The sequence below is a fragment of the Mesorhizobium sp. NFR06 genome (genome assembly GCF_900115245.1).
Taxonomy (GTDB): Bacteria; Pseudomonadota; Alphaproteobacteria; order Rhizobiales; family Rhizobiaceae; genus Mesorhizobium.
Window position 1 is genome coordinate 707,661 of the sequence record NZ_FOVT01000001.1, and the last position, 18,387, is coordinate 726,047.

The window sequence follows — 18,387 nt, forward strand, 5'->3', positions numbered from 1 at the left end:
CCGTCCGGAATTGCGTCAAATCAAAGAGATAGAGCTCTGAGTCTTGTTCCGCGGGGCGCCGCGGCAGGTCTTATCCGGCCGCCTTCAGCGCCTGTTCGACGTCGGTCAGCAGGTCGTCGACGTCCTCCAGCCCTACCGAAAGCCTTAGCGTGCCGGGTCCGATGCCAAGCTCGGCACGCGCCTCGTCGCTCAGGTTCTTGTGCGTTGTCGTGGCCGGATGGGTGATCAGGCTCTTGGCGTCGCCGAGATTGTTGGAGATCAAAACGATATCGAGCGCGTTCTGGAAGGCGAAGGCCGCCCGCTTGCCGCCCTTGACGTCGAGGCAGATCAGCGTCGAGCCGCCCGACATCTGCTTCTTGACGACATCGGCCTGCGGGTGATCGGCCCGGCCCGGATAGATGAGGCGGGCGATCTCCGGCCGTCCAGCCAGGAAATCCGCGATCTTGCCGGCGCTCTCGGTCTGCTGGCGTACCCGCAGCGGCAGCGTTTCCAGGCCCTTCAACAGCGTCCATGCATTGAAGGGCGACAGGCTCGGGCCGGTGTGGCGGAAATAGTCGTGCAGGTTCTCGTCGATCCATTTCTTGTCCGACAGGATGACGCCGCCGAGGCAGCGGCCCTGGCCGTCTATATGCTTGGTCGCCGAATAGACGACGATATGCGCGCCGAGCAGCAAGGGCTTCTGCTGCAGCGGCGTGGCAAAGACGTTGTCGACGATCACGCGCGCGCCGATGGAGTTGGCCAAGGCGGCAACCGCGGCGATGTCGACCACTTCCAGCGTCGGATTGGTCGGGCTTTCCAGGAAGAACAGCTTGGTGTTCGGCCTTATCGCCTTTTCCCAATTGGCGATTTCGGTGCCGTCCACCAGCGTCGCCTGGATGCCGTAGCGGGGCGCCAGCGTTTCGACCACCCAGCGGCAGGAACCGAACAGCGCCCGCGCGGCAACGATATGGTCGCCGGCCTTGACGCTGCACAGAAGTGCCGCGGACACTGCCGCCATGCCGGAAGCGGTGGCGCGCGCATCCTCGGCGCCTTCCAGCGCGCACATGCGCTTTTCGAACATGTCGACGGTGGGGTTGGCGTAGCGCGAATAGATGAAGCCCGGCTCCTCGCCCTTGAAGCGGGCTTCCGCGGCTTGCGCCGTTTCGTAGACGTAGCCCTGGGTGAGATACATCGCCTCGGACGTCTCGCCGAAACCGGAACGCAGTGTCCCGCCATGCACGAGTGCCGTCTGAGGTTTCCAGTTGCGCTTCTTGGTGCTCATAGCCCTGCTTCCAGACACAAAAAAACCGGCCGCGAAGTCGCAACCGGTCCATACGGCCTTGCGGCCAACGGTCCTTTAGCGACTTGTTTAACGTGGCTGCAAGCCGACCGGCCAAATCACCACGGGATAACGACCCTTTAGACCCGCGCCGCGCTTGCGTCAATTGCCGGCTTCATTAAGAGGTTTGTACCAGGCAGGTTCCGCAAAAGTGTCCAGCGGTTTTGCGGCAAGAACCTGCCCCAAAGAGACCGGCCTCAACGGAGCCAGCCTTTGCGGCAGACAGGCATTCTTCCGGATCAGGACATCGCGGCGCTGTTCGAGGCGAAGGCGCTGAGGTCGCCGCGCGCGTTGGATGCCGACCAGATCCAGCCGGCCAGCCTCGATCTCAGGCTCGGCGACAAGGCGTTCCGCGTGCGCGCCTCCTTCCTGCCTGGACCGGATCATCTGGTCGCCGACAAGCTGGAGCGGCTGAAGCTGCACGAGATCAATCTTACCGAGAGCGCGGTGCTGGAAACGGGCTGCGTCTATATCGTGCCGCTGCTCGAAAGCCTGGCGCTGCCGACGAACGTATCCGCCTCGGCCAATCCGAAGAGCTCGACCGGCCGGCTGGACATCTTTACGCGCGTCATGACCGATCGCGGCCACGAGTTCGACAAGATTGCCACCGGCTATCATGGTCCGCTCTATCTCGAAGTCAGCCCGCGCACCTTCCCGATTGTCGTGCGTGCCGGCTCGCGGCTGTCGCAGATACGCTTCCGCACCGGCAACGCCGTGCTTTCGGAAAGCGAGCTGCGCGAGCTTCACCGCGCCGAAATGCTGGTCGCCACCGAGCCGCCCAACATTTCCGGTGGCGGCATCGCGCTCTCCATCGATCTCGACGGCGACAAGGACGGCCTTGTCGGCTATCGCGGCAAGCACCACACCGGCCTGGTCGACGTCGACAAGCGCGCCGCGCAGGATGTCGTCGATTTCTGGGAGCCGATCTACAAGAGCGGCGCCGGCGAGCTGGTGCTCGATCCGGACGAATTCTACATCCTGGTCAGCCGGGAAGCCGTGCACGTGCCGCCGCTCTATGCCGCGGAGATGACGCCGTTCGATCCACTGGTTGGCGAGTTTCGCGTCCACTATGCCGGCTTCTTCGATCCGGGCTTCGGCCACTCCGCCGCCGGCGGCAGCGGCAGCCGCGCGGTGCTGGAAGTGCGCAGCCACGAGGTGCCGTTCATCCTCGACCATGGCCAGATCGTCGGCCGCCTGGTCTACGAGCATATGCTGAAGCGCCCGCAGGCGCTGTATGGCAGCGATCTCGGCTCCAACTACCAGGCGCAGGGGCTGAAGCTCTCCAAGCATTTTCGCGCCGCGCGGTGAGGTCCAAGTGGGGGAGATGTCCGGCAGGACCGGGGGCGCAAACGAATGCCGTCCTATCCCTTCGTCATTCTAGGGCCGAGCAAGGAGCGGAGCGACGCGCGCAGACCCTAGAATCCATGCCGTGACGGTTGAGAGCCACCATGGTGCAAAACGCTCACCAGCCAACCCTACGAAACAGCTCAAACCATTCCGGATTGGTCTTTACGATCAATTCGATCTTCCACTGCCGTGGCCAGGGCTTCAATGACGCCTGATGTCGAAATTCTCCTCGTACCAGACGAGGGACGCTGCACACCGTGACGCCTGGTGAAGCTGGAGCCTTGGCCGGTCTTGTGCTCCGGCATCCGACGAGCAAGGTCGTTGGTGACACCGATATAGATCGTGCCGCCTTTCTGGCTCGCGGTCATGCAGACGTAGCCTGTCATGCTGCGATCTTAGATGGCGCAGTCATCGGCGGCTATTCTTGACGGTTGCATTCGTTGGCTAAGGTAACGGCATGGATTCTAGGGTCTGCGCGCGTCGCTTCGCTCCTTGCTCCGCCCTAGAATGACGAAGGGTGCGCTGGCGCTCTACGTGCGGCACGCCCCTCTGGCCTGCCGGCCAGCTCCCCCGCAAGGGGGAAGATCACGCTCTCACAACGCCTTCACCGCCACCTTGACCGGCTTTTCGATCTCCAGCGGGTTGCGCAGCGGCAGGCCGAAATCCTGCGCCTCGATCTCGAACGTATCGCCGGCCTCGGTCTTGATGCCGTCGGCGAAGGACAACGTCGCGGTGCCGAACATATGCACATGCACGTCGCCCGGCTGGCGGAACGCGGAATATTTGAAATGGTGATGCTCGAGATTGGCGATGGTGTGCGACATGTTCGCTTCGCCGGACAGGAACGGCTTTTCCCACAACAGCTTGCCGTCGCGCCAGATGCGCGATGCGCCGCGGATGTCGGCGGGCAGCTCGCCGATCAGGATTTCGGGGCCGAACGAGGCGTTGCGCAGCTTGGAATGGGCGAGGAACAGGTAGTTCACCCGCTCCGTCACATGGTCGGAGAACTCGTTCGACAACGTAAAGCCGACCCGGAACGGCGCGCCGTCGTCGCCGATGACGTAGATGCCGGCAATCTCGGGCTCCTCGCCGCCGTCCTGCGCAAAGGCCGGCGACATCAGGGGCGCGCCCGGCGCCACCGCCATCGTGCCGTTGCCCTTGTAGAACCATTCCGGCTGCACGCCGACCTGGCCCTTGGCGGGCTTGCCGCCTTCGAGACCCATGCGGAACATCTTCATGGAATCGGTGAGCTCCTCGTCACCGTCATTCAGCTTCTTGTGCATGGAATCGCGCGTCGCCGCGGAGCCCAGATGCGTGAGGCCGGTGCCGGTGAGATGCAGATGCGCGGGATCGGGATGGTTGATCGGCGACACCAGCCTGCCCCGCTTGTAGGCGGCATCGAGATCGACCGCCTCGCCATAGCCCTTGCGCTCGATCAGCGCTTCGAGCCCTGTGCCTGTCCGCGCCGCCTCCATCGCGAGCGAATAGACGCTGCGCGCGCCATTGATGACCCTGGTCTTGCCGCCACCGTTGCGGGCGACGACGCGGATCGTCTCGGCGTCATCGAGGATCTGGGAGATCAGCATGTTGAACCCTCTCTCATCTTGACCGGGTCCGGCTGCCTGCGGGCAAACCCTGACCGGCGCGGCGTGGAAGGAGTTCCGCGCCACGGTTGAACGCTTCGTCCGGATTGCGCTCGCGAGCCTGGTCCTTGCCTGGACTTCTTGGCGCCGACGGGTCTGCCGGCAGCATCGCGATCTAGAACCCGTATGCCTCCTGAATTCGTTTGTGGCCTTCAGGCCTTGTTCTTGTTGTAGACGTCGAAGATGACGGCTCCGAGCAGCACCAGGCCCTTGACCACCTGCTGCCAGTCGACATTGACGCCCATGATCGACATGCCGTTGTTCATCACGCCCATGATGAAGCCGCCGACCACGGCGCCGATCACCTGCCCGACGCCGCCCATTGCCGAGGCGCCGCCGATGAAGACGGCCGCGATGACGTCGAGCTCGCTGCCCAGGCCGGCGGCCGGCACGGCCTGACCGAGGCGCGCCGCGATGATCAGGCCGCCAAGCGCCGACAGCACGCCCATGTTGACGAAGACGAGCAGGGTCAGCCTTTCGGTGTTGATGCCAGACAGCTGCGCGGCCTTGGCATTGCCGCCCATCGCATAGATGCGGCGGCCGATGGTCATGCGCTTGGTGACGAAGACGAACAGCGAGATAAGCACGCCCATCACCAGAAGCACGACCGGCAAGCCTCTGTAGCTCGCGAACTGGAAGACCAGGAACAGCGCCAGCGCGCTGCCCACCAGCGTCTTGACGACGAACAGCGGGAAAGGCTCAGCCTCATAGCCGTGACGCTCGCGCTTGCGCCGCGTCCTGAAGCCGAAATAGGCGTAGGCCAGAACCGCGATCAGACCGAGCACGACCGTCGTCATGTGCAGCGTCAAGCCGCTGCCGACGATGGTCTTGCCGGCGGCATTCACCGTCGGCGGGATCAGCGTCAGCGGGCCGATGACGTCCGGGATGAAGCCGGAGCTCAGCGCCTTGAAGCTGTCCGGCAGCGGACCCACCGAGGAGCCGCCGCCAAGCAGCGCCTGGCAGATGCCGCGAAAGATCAGCATGCCTGCCAACGTCACGATGAAGCTCGGTATGCGGTGATAGGCGATCCAGTAGCCTTGCGCCGCGCCTATGAGCGCGCCGACGAGCAGGCAGACGACCGAGACCACCAGCGGGTTGCTGAATATCCCAAGCGGCCAGATGACCATCATCATCGCCGCCAGCGCGCCGATGAAGCCGGCGACGGATCCGACGCTGAGGTCGATATAGCCGGCGACGATCACCAGCAGCATGCCGAGCGCCATCACGATGATGAACGAGTTCTGCTGCACCAGGTTGCTGAGGTTCACCGGTTTGAACAGCGTTCCCGACGTCGTGTACTGGAAGAACAGCATGATCACGATCAGCGCGATGATCAGGCCGTATTCGCGCAGGTTCGTCGTCAGCGCCGAGACGGCGACGCGCGGTCCATGCTTAATGTCCTCGGCGACACCGCTTTGCGGTGCGGGAGCGCTGTCTGTGCTCATGATGCTTTTCCTTCTCCCCGAACGATGGCGCGCATGATTTTTTCCTGGCTTGCGTCGCTTGCCGCCATTTCGCCGACGATACGCCCTTCGTTCATCACATAGATACGGTCGGAGATACCGAGCAATTCAGGCATTTCCGACGAGATGACGATGATCGCTTTGCCCTCGGCGGCGAGGCGCGCGATGATCGTATAGATTTCGTACTTGGCGCCGACGTCAATGCCGCGGGTCGGCTCGTCGAGGATCAAAACCTCCGGATCGGCGAACAGCCATTTCGACAGCACCACCTTCTGCTGGTTGCCGCCCGACAGGTTGCCGGTCAGTTGGTAGACGCTGGAGGCGCGGATGTTGGTTTTCTTGCGATAGTCGTTGGCGACGCTCATCTCGCGCATGTCGTCGATGACGCCGCGGCTGGAAACGCCTCCCAGGTTGGCTAAAGTCACGTTGTGCTTGATGTGGTCGATGAGGTTGAGGCCAAAAGTCTTGCGGTCCTCGGTGACATAGGCGATGCGGTTCTCCACCGCCTTGCTCACCGATGAGAGGTCGAGCGGTCTGCCTCGGAGCGAAACCTCGCCGGTGATGTGCCGGCCATAGGAGCGGCCGAACAGGCTCATGGCGAATTCGGTGCGGCCGGCGCCCATCAGCCCGGCGATGCCGACGACCTCGCCCTTGCGTACGTTGAGATTGATGTTCTTGATCACCTGCCGATCGGCATGGATCGGGTGGTAGACCGACCAGTCCTTGACCTCGAAGATGACGTCGCCGATCTTCGGCTCGCGCGGCGGATAGCGGTCGTCGAGCGAGCGGCCGACCATCGAGGTGATGATGCGGTCTTCCGAGATGTCTTTCCTCGGCAAGGTCTCGATGGTGCGCCCGTCGCGGATCACCGTCACCTTGTCGGCGACACGGTTCACCTCGTTGAGCTTGTGCGAGATCAGGATCGAGGTCATGCCCTGGCGCTTGAACTCGAGCAGAAGGTCGAGCAGCGCCTGGCTGTCTTTTTCGCTGAGCGACGCGGTCGGCTCGTCGAGGATCAGAAGCTTCACTTCCTTGCTGAGCGCCTTGGCGATCTCGACCAGCTGCTGCTTGCCGACGCCGATATTGGTGATCAGCGTCTTGGGGTCTTCATTGAGCCCGACCTTCTTGAGCAGGGCGCTGGTGCGCATCTCGTTGGCGTCCCAGTCGATGACGCCGTAGGTGGCATTCTCGTTGCCGAGGAAGATATTTTCCGCGATCGACAGCATCGGCACCAGGGCAAGCTCCTGGTGGATGATGACGATGCCGATATGCTCGCTGTCGTGAATGCCTTTGAAATGGCATTCCTGGCCGCGAAAGACGATCTGGCCTTCGTAGGTGCCGGACGGATAGACGCCCGACAGCACCTTCATCAGCGTCGACTTGCCGGCGCCGTTCTCGCCAACGACGGCGTGGATCTCACCTTCCTCGACGCTGAGATTGACGTTGGACAACGCCTTCACGCCGGGGAACGTCTTGGTGATGTCGCGCATCTCCAAAATCGTCGAGGCCATCAGGTTCTGCTCCCTGGCACATGTCTTCCATTCCCGGAAAATGTCATGCGCGAAATCAAATGCTGCAGTCACTCGCGCCGTGATGGCGCATTGCTGCAGAAGCCGGCAAAAAACAATACCGGGGTCGCTTGTGAACGAAAAGGGGCCCTGCGTCGCGCAGGACCCCTTCTTTTGAGGCCGGATTACTTCAGCTCTTCAGCCTTGATGTAGCCGGAGTCGACGACCAGCTTCTGGTAGTTCGACTTGTCGACCTCATGCGGCGTCAAGAGGATCGAGGGCACGACCTTGACGTCGTTGTTGTAGGTCTTGGTGTCGAGGCCGTCCGGCTTGCCGCCGGAGAGCACCTTGTCGACCAGCTCGACGGTCGCCTTGGCCAGGTCACGGGTGTCCTTGAACACGGTCGAGTACTGCTCGCCCGAGATGATCAGCTTGACCGAGGCGGTCTCGGCGTCCTGGCCGGTCACGATCGGCCAGGGCTGTGCGTCGGTGCCGTAGCCGACGGCGCGCAGCGAGGCGGTGATGCCGCGCGACAGGCCGTCATAAGGCGACAGGACGCCATCGACGCGGCTACCGTCCGAGTAGTTGGCCGAGAGCAGGTTGTCCATGCGGGCCTGGGCGGTGGCGGCGAGCCAGCGCAGCGTGCCGACCTTGTCCATGCCCATCTGGCCGGACTTGATCTTGATCGAGCCGTCATCGATCAGCGGCTGCAGGACCGACATCGCGCCATTGTAGAAGAAGAAGGCGTTGTTGTCGTCCGGCGAGCCGCCGAACAGTTCGACGTTCCACGGCTTGGTGTTGGGGAAACGATCCTTGAGGCCCTTGACCAGCGAGTTCGCCTGGATGACGCCGACGCCGAAATTGTCGAAGGTGGTGTAGTAGTCGACATTGCCCGTCTTCTTGATCAGGCGGTCATAGGCGACGACGACGACGCCGGCGTCGTTGGCCTTCTGCAGCGCGTCGGCCATGGTGGTGCCGTCGATAGAAGCAATGATCAGCGCCTTCGGGCCCTTGGTGATTTCGTTTTCCAGCTGGCTGAGCTGGTTCGGGATATCGTCCTGCGCATACTGCAGGTCGACCGTGTAGCCGAGCGCTTCGAGCTGGGACTTGACGGCATCGCCGTCGTTGATCCAGCGCTGCGAGGTCTTGGTCGGCATCAGCACGCCGACGAGACCCTTGTCGGCTGCATGCGCCGAATAGGTCATGGCGGCTATGCCAAGGGCCGCGACAGCGGCCAGCGTCTTGATGATCTTCACATTACTCTCCCTGGTTGATGGACGCGACACCTCGGGGCTTCGCGGGCCGCGCAACCGAGCAGGTGCGCTGGCGCGCCACTGTCGGCTTTATCGATCTCCGGTATCCTCCCAATCGGTTCCTCGGCGCAGTTTAAATCGATACGAATCTGCTCGTTGCCGACGGTTGCGCCTCGGAACGCACGAAGGGTGGGTCCCTTTGACATAACTGTCAAATGCGATCTTTGCTGGTTGCTATATCGAAACTGGTATGGCTTTAAAGAGCCGGTATCAACGCGGCGGAGAGGTTTAAGATCATGGCGGCACTGCGTGATCACGATGTGATTTCAGGCAGTTACGAGAAATTGCCGGGAGACGGCGAGACGTTGCTGCGCAGCGGCCTCAGCCTCCGTCACATGCGCATGATCGCCGCCTTGGACGATCACGGACGGGTGAGCGCCGCCGCCCAGGTCATGAACATCTCCCAACCGGCCGCCTCGCGCATGATCGCCGAGATGGAGGCGGTGCTCGACGTGAAGTTGTGCGAACGGCTGCCGCGCGGCGTGACGCTGACCCCTTACGGCCAGGCGCTCGCCCGGCGCGCCCGCTCGATCCTGCTTGAGATGCGGGAGGCCGATCGCGAGATTTCCGAGCTCAAGGCCGGCAAGGGCGGCTCGGTGTTCCTCGGCGCGGTGACGGCGCCGGCGATCGAGCTCGCGGTGCCGGCGATCCGCGAGATCCGCCGCATCTATCCGCGCATCGAGATCACCATGCAGGTCGAGACCTCGAACGTGCTTGCCCGCGAACTGATCGCCTCCCGTCACGATTTCATCATCGCCCGCATTCCCGAAGATCTCAATCCGCGGCTTTTCGAATCGCGCGTCATCGGCGTCGAGAAAGCCTGCCTGATCGTGCGCCGCGGCCACCCGCTGGCCAGTGGCAAGATGGTGCGGCTGGAGGAGACCGCGGGTTACGACTGGGTGTTCCAGTCCGGCGGCTCGCCGCTGCGCCAGGCGATGGAAAGCAACTTCCTCAACCGCGACATTCCGCTGCCCGACCGCATCCTCAACACCTCCTCGCTGCTTCTTACCCTGGTGATGGTGGCGCAGTCCGACGCCATCGCGCCGGTCTCGATCCAGGTCGCCAAGTTCATTCAAGGCGCCGACGGACTGGCGGGCGCCATCGATGTCGTGCAGACCGAGTTCGACATCGAAGTCCGGCCCTACAGCCTGATCACGGTCAAAAACCGCGTGCTCTCGCCCGCCGCAAAGATGTTGCACGACTTCATCTTGCGCGAAGTGGGGTAATGGAACGGGAATGCTACCTGCGCGTTCAAGCCGATCGGCATGCTCGCTGGAGCCTGTTGCAGGTGAGGGAACGGGGGTGCCGATGCGCAACAGCTCAGGAGGTTTTGATGGAACGTCGGTTATTTCTCACTGGAATGCTTGGCGTTGCGGGGGCAGCGGCACTTGTGAGCCTGGCCGGACCAAGCAAGGCCGTTGCCGGTATCCCCAATGGCAATGGGATACTGGATGAACTCGACAAGCCGGATCCAGCCATCCAGGAGGATGAACAGGCCGATCTGCTGCAGCCGGCTCAGTACTATTACCGCCGTCGGTACTATCGTCCTCGCCGCCGGTGGGTTTGGAGAAGGGTCTGCCGCCGCTACTGGCGCTATGGTCGGCGCCATGTCCGCTGCTGGCGCCGCCGCGTCTGGATCGGCTACTGACTCTGAGACTGAAAGCAACCACGCACCACAGGCGCCTGCCTGGTGAATTGCAGGGCGGGTCTTGCACAGGTGCAAGACTCGCCCCTCGACGGCGGTCAACCTGCGACGAATCGGGCGCCGTCTATCCCGCCGTCATTTTTCTCGGTTTTTTGGCTCAGCTTCCACAAGGGGCGCTGGCAATACCTTCCATGCCGGCTCCTTATGCGGGCAGAGCCATCAAGGTATCCAAGATGCTACGTCGCTTAAGCTCGAGCAACTGCTGGCGGCGAGCCGGCTCCATGTCGATGTCGGTCGTGAAGCGGCTCTCATGAAGCCAACCGTCGATACGCTCGAAAAGCGCTTCGTCCATAGCTACGCCGGCGGCGACCGTGATCCGTTCATATTCGGCCGCGCATAAATCCTGGTCGCTGAGGTCGCGATACAGACGGTTCCAGTTCAAGCCGCCGGTATCAAATCCGTCGAGCCAATCCCTGCCGAAGTTGAGCCGATCTGTCCGCAATCCATCCAAGTTGAAAGGCAAAACCAGGCCACAGATACCAGCGGCCACCCGGTGCCGTTCTAACCAGTCCGGCAACCTGAGCTCGATCCAGCATGCGGAAAGGGTTTGTTTTTGCCGTGGGGAAAATATCGTGATCCAGAAGGCCGACCATGGATGGCCGGTTCGCAAGAATGATGTTCCTCCAGGCCCAATTCAGAGCGTAGCCGTGCGATTTGCCGCCTTCCTTCTCTCGACCTGTCCACGGGTTGGCCGACACTGCCGCGCAAGCAATACCAGCTGCGGCGCAGATCTCGCGAATGGCGCCCCTTGCCACCGGATCGGTTGAGTTGTCAGCAACAGCGGCATGGAACGCGCGCAGGATGCCTCCAATGCGCACGGAAACTATGCCGATATCGGGCTTGGACCCTTTGCGAGATACTTGGAGCGGGTAGCGGGAATCGAACCCGCGCGTTCAGCTTGGGAAGCTGACAGGCTACCATTACATCATACCCGCGCGGCAGCCTCGTTACCATGACGGCGAGGCCTCAGGCAATCGGCAAAGCGGAACAGGTCATGACGGCAAGGCGGGCAGTTCGATGCGCACGCGGGCACCTGGCCACGCGCCGCTCAGGATCCGGACCGTGCCGCCATGCAGCTCGGCGATCTGCCTGGCGAGGTTGAGGCCGAGGCCGGCGCCGCGCGACTGCGGCTGCAGACGGTAGAAGGGCTGGAACACATTCTCTCGTTCTTCCGGCGGAATGCCCGGACCTTCGTCGCGCACCTCGATGCCGCTTTCGTCGACCGCGACAGTGATCGTGCCGGAACCGCCGCCGTGGTCGATGGCGTTGCGCAGCAGATTCGCCAGCGCGCGCTCGATCTGCGAGCCGTTCACTTCCACATGGATTTTGGCTGCCGGCGGTTCGAAGCCGAGGTCGTAGCCGGCCTCGATCGCCAGCGGCGCGAAGTCGGCGGCGACGCGACGGCCGAGCTCGGTCAGGTCGATTGTCTTGCGCCCGTCGGCCGGCCGCTCCAGCATCTGATGGTCGAGCAGCTGTTGCGCCAGATGCGACAGCCGCTCGATGTCCTGCAGCAGGCGTTCGCTCTGCGGTTCCTTGGTCAAGAGCTCGGCCCGCGTGCGCAGGATGGCTATCGGCGTGCGCAATTCATGCGCGGCATCGGTCAGGAAGCGATTGTGCTGGTCGTAGCCATGGGCCAGGCGTGCCAGCGTCTGGTTGAAGGCCTGGACCAGCGGCGCGATCTCCTGCGGCACGCGCTGCACCGGCAATTGCATGCCGCGCGTGTTGATGTCGATGCGGGCCGCCTGCTCGGCGGCGTCGACGAGCCCGGCGAAAGACCTGCGCACCACGGCGGGCGTCGTCACCAGAGTGGTGATGGCCATGACGACGACGATCGGTAGAAGCAAAATGGCGATGATCAGCGCCAGCGCGGGCAGGGCTCGCTCCCAGTTGCGGCTGCCGTCGGGATTGTGAGCGACGTCGATCGTCGCCGATATGTTGACCTCGAGCCCGTCGGTCTCGCCGCGCGATGACCGTGTCGAGGTGATGACTTGCACTGGCCCGGCCTTGGTGGCGACGTTTTCGACATAGGCCTCGGGCCGGGAATCGTCCTTGGCGAATTCAAGCGTCGCGCGGTCCACTCCGCTCAACAAATCGCCGAGGGTCTTGGTATAGACATCGGGAACGATGCCGGCGCGAACGCTTTGGCCGTTGCCGTCGCGGATGATGTACCACAGGTGCGGGAATCGCTCGCGGAACCGGCGGAGCTCTTCCGTCTCACGCACCACCAGGCCGCCACCATCGTCGCGTTCGATTGCCCCCTTCAACGCCGCGGCGGCCGCCTCATTGTCGACCAGCCAGTGCGGATTGGAAATCCAGAGCGCGGCGGCGCACAGCACGATGAAGATGGCAAGCATCGCCGCCTGCAGCAGGATCAGCCGCCGCACCAGCACCCATTGCAGCGAACGTGTCCGTCGCCGGCTCACGGCAACGTCCTGAGCAGGTAGCCGATGTTGCGGATGGCGCGGATCTCGATGCCGGCGCCGGCATCCTCGATCTTGCGGCGCAGCCTGGAAATATGCGCGTCCAGCGCATTGGAACCGATCTCGTCATCAAGCGCATAGACCGCTTCCTCCAGCGTCCGGCGCATGACCGCCCGGCCCGGTCGCCGGATCAGCGTTTCCAGCACCAGGCGTTCGCGCCGCGGCAAGTCGAGAGCCTTGTCGTCGACCAGCGCTTCGCGGTCGCGGAAGTCGTAGGTGAGGCGGCCGACCTCGATGCGGTCGGCGCGCAAGGTGAACTGGCGCCGGTGCAGAGCGCGCAGCCGCGCCACCAGCTCCTCGGTGGCGAAGGGTTTCACCATATAGTCGTCGGCGCCGGCATTCAGCCCGCCGACGCGGTCGTCGATGCCGGCCATCGCCGTCAGCGCGATCACCGGCGTGTCGACATTGCTGGCACGCAGGCGCGGGATGAGGTCGAGGCCCTCGCCATCCGGCAGGCGGCGGTCGAGCACGATCGCATCGTGGGTTCCGACCTTCGCCATGATCTCGGCGTCGGCCAGCGTCGAGCTCCGGTCGACGACGAAATCCTGCCGCTCCAGCGCCGTCTTCAGCACCGATGCCATTTCCGGCTCGTCCTCGATCAGCAGGATACGCATGTCCAGTCTCCGTCGGTGCAATGCCGGCCGCACGCGGCATAGTGGGGCTAGGGCCTTGTCCGGCTTTGGGCAAGAGCCAGCCTGCCGTTTGATTGCCTTACTCGCATTCCAGCTTCGGCTTGCGGAAATTGGTGACGAACCAGCGGCCGCCCGAGGCGCGCGCGTAGAAGGTGTAGAAGCATTCCTGCCGCTCGACAGAGCCGGGTGTCTCGGTCACCTCATATTCGGTGCCGTGTTTGGTGTTGTGCACCTCGCCGCTCGATGTGCCGGACACGACATTGGTGGAAATCTTGCGCCACTGATAGGCGCGCTCGCCCCGGCCGAGCTCGACGATCGTGGTCGGCGGCCCGTAGTCGAGGACGACGGACTCGACCGGCTGCCCGACATAGTTCTTCATGATGTCGGAAGCGCAGGCCGATACCATGAGCAGCACCGACGCAAGCAAGGCTTTCGGGATCCATTTGAGGCCGCTGGATGACATGGGCATGTTTTGGTTTCCTGTCGTGAGGGTGCGTTCGGGCTACGCCGCGAAAATTGCCTCGACATTACGCAGAAGGCTCCGCGGCCCCGGCCGACGACGGAGAAAGGCAGTTTCCCGCGGTGGAGATCGGCGGGGGTCGGGCCGCCGCGGAAAACTGCTCTCCGGCATTCCAGGCGCCAGAGCCGGATGATTTCAGGTCGAATGGACCAGAATCCGGCATGATGCTCTAGAAGAGGTAGTTGATACCGGCCTTCAGTTCCTGGCTGGCTATATCGGTCTTCGCTTTGCCGAAGGCCGATCGCGTTTCCACATCGGGCGTGCGGATATAGTCATATTCGATCTTGGCGGAGAGGCCGCCCGCGAAGGACTGCTCGACGCCGGCCCCCACCAGATAGCCGAGCTTGCGGCTGTCGGCGTCGCGCACGCCGCCGGCCTTCTCGAATGTGGTCACGGCGACGCCGGCTGTGCCGAAGACCAGCGTCTGGTCGAAGGCGAGGCCGGCCTTGGCCTTGGCGGCGGCGCGCCATTTCTCCTTGATCTTGCCGCCCTCGACATTGTGCTCCGCGCCTCCGAGATAGGAGCCTTCGAGCTCGGCGCCGAACACGGCGGGACCGGTCTGGATGTTGTAGCCGGCCTGCGCGCCGCCGCTCCAGCCGTTCCGGCGGGCGAACGGATTGGGCATCTTGGTGAACGCGGTTCCGCCATGCACACCGACATAGGCGCCGCTCCATTGGAACGCGGGCGGGTCGCTATAGGCGGGCGAGAGGTCGGCGGCCGTCGCCGCGCCGCTGAGACAGACGGCAAAAGCCGCCGCAAGGACAATCTTGGTTCGACAAAACATGTTCCATACTCCAAACGCCGATGCGCAGGGCAACACCATGCGCGGATTGACCCATGGAGCCGGTTCCTGGGATGACCGCTCCGGTTCGCTTGTCTTTCGCGGGCAGCAGTATCCCGTGCCGCAAGGCACCTGCCTTGCGGTCCGAACTTGCGTTGCGACACGTCTCGAAAGACCGGTCCTATCTGTCAGGCGAAAATTGCGGGCACATTGCGCGGATCAGGAAAACAAAGATTTTCTCATTTATTTTCAGGAATTTGCCGCATTTCCGTTTACGCGAAATTAAGCATTCGCGGCCCGGTCCGCCGGTGGCCAGGCCGCTTGATGACGGACATCTGAGTGCGTATTTCTGTTACCACGCCGCCGAATCGGCGGCTCGAACCGGAGAATGGCCTTTGTCCGCACTGACGCGCTTCCTTGGCGACACGCCGCTCAGGGTGTTCCTGAAGCTGCTCGTGGTCTCCTTCCTTGTCGGCCTCGTCATGCATGCCTTCGGCTGGTCGCCGATGGACGTCTTCTATGGCATCCGTCAGTTCTTCGTCGACCTGTGGAATCTCGGCTTCCACGCCATCGACCGTTTCCTGGGCTATATCCTGCTCGGCGCCGCGATCGTGGTGCCGGTGTTCATCCTGCTTCGGATCGCCAGCTACAGGAAATAGCCGGGACAAGGATCACGCATATCGCGACGCCATTTCGAACAGGATGGCGTGGCGTGCGGCCAGCGCCGGCACGTCGGTCGAGTAACCGCCGCCGATGACGCCGCATAGCGGCACGCCCTGGCTGCGGAAATGGCCGATCACCAGGTCGTCTCGGGCGCGCACGCCCGCGTCGGTCAGCGCCAGTCGGCCTAGCCTGTCCTCGGCGTGGACATCGACGCCCGCGTTGTAGAAGGCGATGTCCCAGCGCCTTTGACCGGACAGTTCCGGCAGGATGGCGCCGAGCCGCTCGAGATAGACGGCATCGCCGGTGCCGTCGGGCAATGCCACATCCAGGCCGGAGGTGATCTTGCGCACCGGATAGTTGCGCTCGCCATGCATCGAAAAGGTGAAAGCGCGCGGCTCGTCCTTCAATATATCGGCCGTGCCGTCGCCTTGATGCACGTCGAGATCGACGACCAGCACGTTTTCGACGGCGCCTTCTGAAAGCAGCGCCAGCGCGGCGACGGCGACATCGTTGAAGGTGCAGAAGCCGGCGCCTTGCGCGCGCCTGGCATGATGGCTGCCGCCGGCGGCGTTGCAGGCAATGCCGTGCTTCAGCGCCAGCCTGGCCGCCAGTACGGTGCCGGCGGTGGCAAGCTGTGCCCTCAATGACACGCGCGGACCGACCCGAAAGCCGATTTCGCGCTCTATTTTCTCCGGCACCTGGCAGGCGATCACCTGGTCGACATAATCGGCCGCGTGCGCCAGCTTCAGCAAGGCCGCCGGTGCCGGTTCCGGCATCGAGAGCGCACTGGGTTCAGCCAGCCCGCGTACCCGCAAGGCCTCCATCAGGAGCGGATACTTGCTCATCGGGAAGCGGTGGTTGACGGCGAAGCCGGCGTCATAGTCGGGATGGTGGACGATCTGTAGCGGCATGGCTCGGGCGGTCTGCGCCAGCTTTGAGATTCGGTTGGAAGTTCGGCGGATGGTGGTTGCGTGGCGCCGGCAAACTGGGGCACATCGGGTCCTCGATCAAGCCGCAATCAGCCAGGCAGCAATCCCCTTGGATGCGACCCCCTTGGACGTAACGCAAGTCACCGCCAGGTCCTTCACCGTCACCAACCGTTCGGTGCTGGCGATCGCCGTGCCGATGACGCTCGCCTATCTGACGACGCCGCTGCTCGGCATCGTCGACACGGCGGTGGTCGGCCAGTTTGGCGACGCGGCCCTGCTCGGCGGGCTGGCGGCGGGGTCGCTGGTCTTCGACGTCGTCTTCACGACTTTCAATTTTCTCCGCTCCGGCACCACCGGCCTCGTCGCCCAAGCTTTCGGGCGCGGCGATGCGCTGGAAGAGCAGGCGGTGCTGTGGCGTGCCGTGCTGATCGCTGTCGTCGCAGGCGTCATACTCGCCGCGCTTTCGCCGCTTTTTGCCGTAGCCGGCCAATGGTTCATGGGCGCCGAGCCGCGCGTCAGCGCGGCGATGTCGGTCTATATCCGCATCAGGCTGCTAGCCGCGCCCTTCTCACTGATCAACTACGCCATACTGGGCTATGTGCTGGGACGCGGCGAAGGCGGGCTCGGCCTGATGCTGCAAGCGGTGCTCAACGGCATCAACATCGCGCTCTGCTTCCTGCTCGGCCTGGAGCTCGGCTGGGGCGTTGCCGGCGTCGCCTGGGCGACCGTTACCGGCGAATTCCTGGCCATGCTGCTCGGCCTTGCCATCGTGCTCAGCCGCTTCCGCAAGCTGGCGCGGCCGTCGCGCCGGCGCATCCTCGATCTGCCGGCCTACCGGCGCATGCTGTCGCTCAACCGCGACATCATGATCCGTTCCTTCTCGCTGCTTGCCGCCTTCGCACTGTTCACGCGGCAAGGCGCGCAGTTCGGCACGGTGACGCTGGCGGCCAACGCCGTGCTGATGAACTTCTTCCTCATCGCCGGCTACTTCCTCGACGGTTTTGCCACCGCCGCCGAACAGCTCACCGGCCGCGCCATCGGCGCGCATGCGCCCGCCCCGTTCCGGCAGGCGGTTCGGTTGACGCTGATATGGGGCTTTGGCCTCGCCGGTATTGCCACGCTCACGCTGCTGACGGCCGGCGCCAGCCTGGTGGCATTGGTGACGACGTCTCCCGACGTCCGCGAGGTAGCCGACACCTATCTGCCCTGGGCCGCCTTCACCGCGTTGAGCGGCGTCCTCGCCTTCCAGATGGACGGCGTCTTCATCGGCGCCACCTGGTCGCGCGACATGCGCAACATGATGCTATTGTCGTTCCTCGCCTTCAGCGCAGCGCTGATCACGCTTGCGCCGGCCTTCGGCAACAACGGCCTGTGGGCATCGCTGCACGTCTTCCTGCTGGTGCGGGGGGTGAGCCTGCTTGCGGTGCTCAGGCTCAGGGTGCGGACAGCGTTTTGAATCGCCCGGGTGGATCGTAGCTTTGGAATATTCTACTCTTCCAGCCGTCGAAGAAATGAAATACCGGGGCGGCAATGGGAAAAACGGTCGAATTAATTGAGCCGAGGGTTATAAGAGGATCAAGAGGCAAAGCTCTGCTCTTGCTTTTTGGGTGCCTGATATTCGTTCTGGCCGGGATAGGGACGCTGAAGCATCACCCGAATGACGGGCAGGCGATGACTTGGACGGGTATAATCTTCTTTGGGTTGGGCGTGCCGGTAGCTATCTCGTTGCTTATCAGGCCGCAAACTTTAGCACTAGATAGGGATGGATTTATTCTCGATGGTGGTCTCCTTGTCAGGCCGAAGAAAGTTGCGTGGCGAGACGTCAAAGGTTTTCATGTTTGGAGGCCGCGCAACCGCAGCAAGTCGGTTGGCTACGACTTCGAGCCCGGTGCCAGGAAGGAAACCGCGCTCATGCGCGTTAACAGAAGGCTCGGCGCTGAGGACTGCCTGCCCGGTGGATGGCAATACTCACCTGACAAAATGGTCGAGATCCTGAATAGCTACCGGCTTCAGGCCTTGACCCGGCAAAGCGAGGTCCGGTCGGAATGACAGTTCTTTGGCCTGATCGCCGAGCTTCGAGAAATC

The 18,387-nt window shown here is 63.3% G+C and carries 17 protein-coding genes, 1 tRNA gene, 1 pseudogene and 1 riboswitch; of the genes and pseudogenes, 6 read left to right on the top strand and 13 right to left on the bottom strand.

Features of this window, described 5'->3' with window-relative positions; genetic code table 11:
• Window positions 1–70: 70 nt before the first annotated feature.
• A complete protein-coding gene (locus F3H96_RS03345) occupies window positions 71–1,261 on the bottom strand; it encodes an O-succinylhomoserine sulfhydrylase (RefSeq protein WP_149790495.1) in 1,191 nt (396 codons plus the stop codon).
• Between the two features lie 55 nt (window positions 1,262–1,316).
• A riboswitch (SAM riboswitch) is annotated at window positions 1,317–1,394 on the bottom strand.
• 137 nt (window positions 1,395–1,531) lie between these two features.
• Here F3H96_RS03345 and F3H96_RS03350 point away from each other — a divergent pair.
• A complete protein-coding gene (locus F3H96_RS03350) occupies window positions 1,532–2,626 on the top strand; it encodes a 2'-deoxycytidine 5'-triphosphate deaminase (RefSeq protein WP_149790496.1) in 1,095 nt (364 codons plus the stop codon).
• Between the two features lie 154 nt (window positions 2,627–2,780).
• On the opposite strand, the pseudogene F3H96_RS03355 reads toward F3H96_RS03350, so the two are convergent.
• From F3H96_RS03355 to chvE, 5 genes and pseudogenes are all read right to left on the bottom strand, one after another.
• Window positions 2,781–3,051 (bottom strand): annotated as a pseudogene (locus F3H96_RS03355) (GIY-YIG nuclease family protein).
• A gap of 207 nt (window positions 3,052–3,258) precedes the next feature.
• Window positions 3,259–4,251, bottom strand: a complete 993-nt coding sequence (araD1, locus tag F3H96_RS03360) for an AraD1 family protein (protein ID WP_149790497.1) — start codon at window positions 4,249–4,251, stop codon at window positions 3,259–3,261.
• A 209-nt stretch (window positions 4,252–4,460) separates the two neighbouring features.
• Window positions 4,461–5,753 carry a multiple monosaccharide ABC transporter permease gene (gene mmsB / locus F3H96_RS03365; RefSeq protein ID WP_149790498.1) on the bottom strand — a complete coding sequence of 431 codons (1,293 nt, stop codon included), beginning with the start codon at window positions 5,751–5,753 and terminating at the stop codon, window positions 4,461–4,463.
• Entirely contained in the window at window positions 5,750–7,282 is a 1,533-nt protein-coding gene (gene mmsA, locus F3H96_RS03370) for a multiple monosaccharide ABC transporter ATP-binding protein (RefSeq protein ID WP_149790499.1), read from the bottom strand. Before mmsA ends, mmsB begins: the two co-directional genes overlap by 4 nt.
• A 182-nt stretch (window positions 7,283–7,464) precedes the next feature.
• A complete protein-coding gene (gene chvE / locus F3H96_RS03375; protein ID WP_149790500.1) occupies window positions 7,465–8,535 on the bottom strand; it encodes a multiple monosaccharide ABC transporter substrate-binding protein in 1,071 nt (356 codons plus the stop codon).
• 293 nt (window positions 8,536–8,828) lie between these two features.
• Between chvE and F3H96_RS03380 the strand changes: the two genes are divergently transcribed.
• Together F3H96_RS03380 and F3H96_RS03385 are read left to right on the top strand one after the other, a co-directional pair.
• Window positions 8,829–9,818, top strand: a complete 990-nt coding sequence (locus F3H96_RS03380) for a LysR family transcriptional regulator (protein WP_149790501.1) — start codon at window positions 8,829–8,831, stop codon at window positions 9,816–9,818.
• Between the two features lie 107 nt (window positions 9,819–9,925).
• Window positions 9,926–10,240, top strand: a complete 315-nt coding sequence (locus F3H96_RS03385) for a protamine-2 (modular protein) (protein WP_149790502.1) — start codon at window positions 9,926–9,928, stop codon at window positions 10,238–10,240.
• Between the two features lie 199 nt (window positions 10,241–10,439).
• On the opposite strand, the gene F3H96_RS03390 is transcribed toward F3H96_RS03385, so the two are convergent.
• The 6 genes from F3H96_RS03390 to F3H96_RS03415 form a co-directional block, all read right to left on the bottom strand.
• On the bottom strand, window positions 10,440–10,907 hold the full coding sequence (locus F3H96_RS03390) for a hypothetical protein (protein ID WP_149790503.1): 468 nt from the start codon (window positions 10,905–10,907) through the stop codon (window positions 10,440–10,442).
• Between the two features lie 251 nt (window positions 10,908–11,158).
• Window positions 11,159–11,232 (bottom strand) — tRNA-Gly (locus F3H96_RS03395).
• 57 nt (window positions 11,233–11,289) lie between these two features.
• Window positions 11,290–12,720, bottom strand: a complete 1,431-nt coding sequence (locus tag F3H96_RS03400; protein WP_149790504.1) for a HAMP domain-containing sensor histidine kinase — start codon at window positions 12,718–12,720, stop codon at window positions 11,290–11,292.
• Window positions 12,717–13,391, bottom strand: coding sequence for a response regulator transcription factor (locus F3H96_RS03405; protein WP_149790505.1), 675 nt, complete (start codon window positions 13,389–13,391; stop codon window positions 12,717–12,719). The genes F3H96_RS03400 and F3H96_RS03405 overlap by 4 nt, the downstream gene beginning before the upstream one ends.
• Window positions 13,392–13,488: 97 nt before the next feature.
• Complete coding sequence (locus F3H96_RS03410; RefSeq protein WP_188131290.1) at window positions 13,489–13,872, bottom strand: hypothetical protein; 384 nt, start codon at window positions 13,870–13,872, stop codon at window positions 13,489–13,491.
• Between the two features lie 226 nt (window positions 13,873–14,098).
• Window positions 14,099–14,713 (bottom strand): outer membrane protein, encoded by a 615-nt coding sequence (locus F3H96_RS03415; protein ID WP_149790507.1) that lies wholly within the window; start codon window positions 14,711–14,713, stop codon window positions 14,099–14,101.
• A 392-nt stretch (window positions 14,714–15,105) separates the two neighbouring features.
• On the opposite strand from F3H96_RS03415, the gene F3H96_RS03420 reads away from it, so the two are divergent.
• Entirely contained in the window at window positions 15,106–15,369 is a 264-nt protein-coding gene (locus tag F3H96_RS03420) for a DUF6460 domain-containing protein (protein ID WP_042641299.1), read from the top strand.
• A 12-nt stretch (window positions 15,370–15,381) separates the two neighbouring features.
• Here the strand turns inward: F3H96_RS03420 and F3H96_RS03425 are convergent, their stop codons facing one another.
• Complete coding sequence (locus F3H96_RS03425; RefSeq protein ID WP_149790508.1) at window positions 15,382–16,284, bottom strand: histone deacetylase; 903 nt, start codon at window positions 16,282–16,284, stop codon at window positions 15,382–15,384.
• Between the two features lie 49 nt (window positions 16,285–16,333).
• On the opposite strand from F3H96_RS03425, the gene F3H96_RS03430 reads away from it, so the two are divergent.
• Window positions 16,334–17,758, top strand: coding sequence for an MATE family efflux transporter (locus F3H96_RS03430; protein ID WP_188131264.1), 1,425 nt, complete (start codon window positions 16,334–16,336; stop codon window positions 17,756–17,758).
• A 74-nt stretch (window positions 17,759–17,832) separates the two neighbouring features.
• Window positions 17,833–18,351, top strand: coding sequence for an STM3941 family protein (locus F3H96_RS03435; protein WP_149790509.1), 519 nt, complete (start codon window positions 17,833–17,835; stop codon window positions 18,349–18,351).
• The last annotated feature ends 36 nt before the right edge of the window (window positions 18,352–18,387 follow it).